Genomic DNA, 2,411 nt, shown 5'->3' on the forward strand with positions numbered 1-2,411 from the left:
CTGTAATGCAAGCAAATGTTCCTTTGTCTGAGGTTGTGGGACTTTTTCATTTGCAGCAACTAGTAACATTGCTCCATCTATCAAGGCAGACCCTGAGAGCATGTTTGCCATCAGGCTTTCGTGGCCAGGACTGTCTACAAAACTTACAACACGGGATAGTTCACTTTCCTTTCCACAATTGTTACACTTGGGTGTTACAGAATAACCTAGTGGAACTTCACAGCTCTTACATTTGTAAAATGCAGCATCAGCATATCCAACTTTAATAGTAATTCCTCGTTTGAGTTCTTCACTGTGTGCGCTGGTCCACACACCAGTCAATGCTTGGATTAGTGTAGTCTTTCCGTGATCAACATGACCTGCAGTTCCAATGTTTACACAAGGTTGGTAGCCATATTTTTTTACATACCAATCAGGAAGAGTATCTTTCCAGTGCACGTATAAATTTAAAAAACCTGATATGTTAACCTATGCCTTTTTCTCGGCAGCTTCTTTTTCTTGTCCTTCAGCTGCTTTTTCTTCTACCTTTAGCTCTCCGTCAAAAGCGCAATTTAGCTGATAGACTTCTTCTGTTATAGTATTGCCTCTTACAAGTTTGCGAATTCGTTGCCCGTTTTCTGCATCTCGAAGTCCAACACCTTTTGATAATAAAATATATTTCCTTGCACCGCCGTGGATGTCTCCTCGTAGTGGAACTCCTGACTTGTCGCTGCCGCCAGTTATCTTTAGTTTTCCTGCTTCTCCTACCAATGCAGCATCAAGTTCAGCACCTACAGTCAAGCCCAAGAACGGTCCTGCTTCTTTTTCCTTTACCTCTTTGGTAATGGTTCTTCCTTTCTTGTCAGATATGTTTAGCTTGAATGTTGCCAAGTAGTAAAAAAAATCTCTGAACTATTAATTAACGTTTGGCGCCCTAATCTTTTAAAAATGCGAAGACGTTGCTATATCATTGAACGAATCCATCAAGTGTCCACGCTGCGACAAGGTAATGGTATCAATGCAAGCCTGTCACATGGTATGCACAAACTGCGGAGCACACTTGGACTGCTCAGACAAGGGATCGTTTTGGTAATTAAAAACCAGGTCTGTCAAACTGAAAGTTTTCTNATATGCACAAACTGTGGAGCCCATTTGGACTGCTCAGACAAGGGATCGTTCTGGTAATTAAAAACCGGGTCTATCAAACTGAAAATTTTCTGCCAGTTGCCCAACCTTTTCCCTCATCATATCAAGATAGTCTTCATATTTTGCCTCAAACCCACAATATGGACACTTGACATTTGTTGCTTCATCATCAAGTATTGCAACTTTGTCACATTTTGGACATTTTGCATCCATGAATTAATTTGTCAACTAAACTATATAATGTTAGATACCAAATTTCGATCCAGCGGAGTTAGTCCAGCCTGGCAGGACGTCAGCTTCCCAAGCTGAAGGTCGCGGGTTCAATTCCCGCACTCCGCACTTATTTTATAATTTTTACAATCTTTTCAAATTCATTTTCATCAAGCGATGGTCGTTTTGAAAACATGCCATGTACAGGACCTGCCCCATCCGAAGAGTCCCGTGGTATCAAGTGAACGTGTACATGCGGTATCTCTTGGCCGCTTTCCTTTCCGTTGTGAACTGCAANTATGTACAGGACCTGCCCCATCAGAAGAGTCTCGCGGTATCAAGTGTACATGTACATGAGGCACCTCTTGGCCGCTTTCCTTTCCGTTATGGACTGCAATCAGTACAGATGGTGCAATTGATTCCAGTCTTCCAGCCATTATTCTTACNCAAGAACGCAAGAGAGTGTTGTGTTTCGTACAATTTTTTTGCAGGAATTGTTCCGTTTACTATCTTACAAAAGATGCAATCCATTTGTTTCTGATTAGAAATATATCGTTAAATTCTTTTTGCAAATATATCATTACAATTCAGATATTGCCTGCTCAATTCCAGCCCTGTCACGCGCTTCAGGCATCTGTTCTATATATTTTTGAAAGTCTTGTTTTGCTGCAGCAAGTTTTTGTTGTTCATATCTTACCAATCCACGGTTCTTGTAGATTGGTGCAAATCTTGTGGAATCAACCTCTAATGCAAGAGTATAGTATTTTTCTGCATTAGCATATTCCTTTGTCTTGAGATAATAATTTCCAAGCCCCCTATATGCAAGATAATATTTGGAATGTAGCTCTATGGTCTTGTTATAGTACATCACGGCTTCACTAGAGTTTTGGTCGTTTAGTATTCCAGCCAAGAGACACANGTATGCAAGATAATATTTTGAATGCAACTCTATGGTTTTATTATAGTACATCACGGCTTCGCTAGAGTTTTGGTCGTTTAGTATTCCAGCCAAGAGGCACATGGCAGTAGAATTTGACTTGTTGATTTCAAGTGCTTGTCTTAGTGTTGCCATTGCA

The 2,411-nt window shown here is 40.5% G+C and carries 5 protein-coding genes, 1 tRNA gene and 1 pseudogene; 1 reads left to right on the forward strand and 6 read right to left on the reverse strand.

Features of this window, described 5'->3' with window-relative positions; translation table 11 throughout:
• From DYY66_RS06755 to DYY66_RS06765, 3 genes are all read right to left on the reverse strand, one after another.
• A partial coding sequence (locus DYY66_RS06755; RefSeq protein ID WP_178085586.1) for a GTP-binding protein occupies positions 1-438 on the reverse strand: 438 nt, incomplete at its 3' end.
• 30 nt (positions 439-468) lie between these two features.
• The gene (locus DYY66_RS06760; protein WP_166287322.1) at positions 469-870 is read right to left on the reverse strand and encodes a S6e family ribosomal protein; all 402 of its coding nucleotides are present in this window, start codon (positions 868-870) and stop codon (positions 469-471) included.
• A gap of 294 nt (positions 871-1,164) precedes the next feature.
• Positions 1,165-1,338 carry a zinc-domain-containing protein gene (locus tag DYY66_RS06765; protein WP_166287325.1) on the reverse strand — a complete coding sequence of 58 codons (174 nt, stop codon included), beginning with the start codon at positions 1,336-1,338 and terminating at the stop codon, positions 1,165-1,167.
• Between the two features lie 52 nt (positions 1,339-1,390).
• On the opposite strand from DYY66_RS06765, the gene DYY66_RS06770 reads away from it, so the two are divergent.
• A tRNA-Gly gene (locus tag DYY66_RS06770) sits at positions 1,391-1,464 on the forward strand.
• A gap of 1 nt (position 1,465) precedes the next feature.
• Here DYY66_RS06770 and DYY66_RS16225 read toward each other — a convergent pair.
• The 3 genes and pseudogenes from DYY66_RS16225 to DYY66_RS16230 form a co-directional block, all read right to left on the reverse strand.
• The coding region (locus DYY66_RS16225) for an HIT domain-containing protein (RefSeq protein ID WP_218583655.1) at positions 1,466-1,632 on the reverse strand (167 nt) is incomplete at its 5' end.
• Position 1,633: 1 nt separating this feature from the next.
• Positions 1,634-1,772: pseudogene (locus DYY66_RS13090) on the reverse strand (HIT family protein); the annotation flags it as partial.
• Positions 1,773-1,915: 143 nt separating this feature from the next.
• A complete protein-coding gene (locus DYY66_RS16230) occupies positions 1,916-2,203 on the reverse strand; it encodes a tetratricopeptide repeat protein (RefSeq protein WP_394352598.1) in 288 nt (95 codons plus the stop codon).
• Positions 2,204-2,411 lie beyond the last annotated feature (208 nt).

The organism is Candidatus Nitrosotalea sp. FS, from assembly GCF_011319475.1.
In the GTDB taxonomy this organism is placed as follows: Archaea; Thermoproteota; Nitrososphaeria; order Nitrososphaerales; family Nitrosopumilaceae; genus Nitrosotalea.

Coding starts and splice junctions, on each gene's coding strand:
- DYY66_RS06765 (WP_166287325.1), bottom strand. CDS start 1,338: ATGGATGCAAAATGTCCAAAATGTGACAAAGTTGCAATACTTGATGAT.
- DYY66_RS16230 (WP_394352598.1), bottom strand. CDS start 2,203: ATGTACTATAACAAGACCATAGAGCTACATTCCAAATATTATCTTGCA.